The sequence below is a fragment of the Leifsonia sp. SIMBA_070 genome (genome assembly GCF_046534635.1).
Lineage (GTDB): Bacteria > Actinomycetota > Actinomycetes > Actinomycetales > Microbacteriaceae > Leifsonia.
Genome location: NZ_JAWRYK010000130.1, coordinates 1 through 308, shown reverse-complemented (window position 1 = coordinate 308; position 308 = coordinate 1). Strand labels below are relative to the sequence as shown.

The window sequence follows — 308 nt, the reverse complement described above, 5'->3', positions numbered from 1 at the left end:
CGGAGATCTGGACGGCCGACGAGTTGAAACCCTGGTTGCGCCTCGTCGAGTAGGCCAGCGTGAGGGCGGTCGTGCGCGGATACAGCATGCGCATACCCAGGTCCACCAGCCCCCAGAACACGATCGGGACCCACGCCGGCAGGTCGAGCCATGCGGACACCGCGAGCACCGCGACCGCGATCGCCAACGTTCCCGCGCCCGCGACCGCGAGGCGCGCATTGCCGATCCGATTGCCCCAACGCCCCGAGATCTCGGATCCGAGCGCCCAGGTGATCGCGCCGACCGTCAGGCCGAGCCCCGCCCATGTC

General features: G+C 70.1%; 1 pseudogene. It reads right to left on the bottom strand.

The features are described 5' to 3' along the window. Positions 1–308 (bottom strand): annotated as a pseudogene (locus SB754_RS19715) (MFS transporter); the annotation flags it as partial.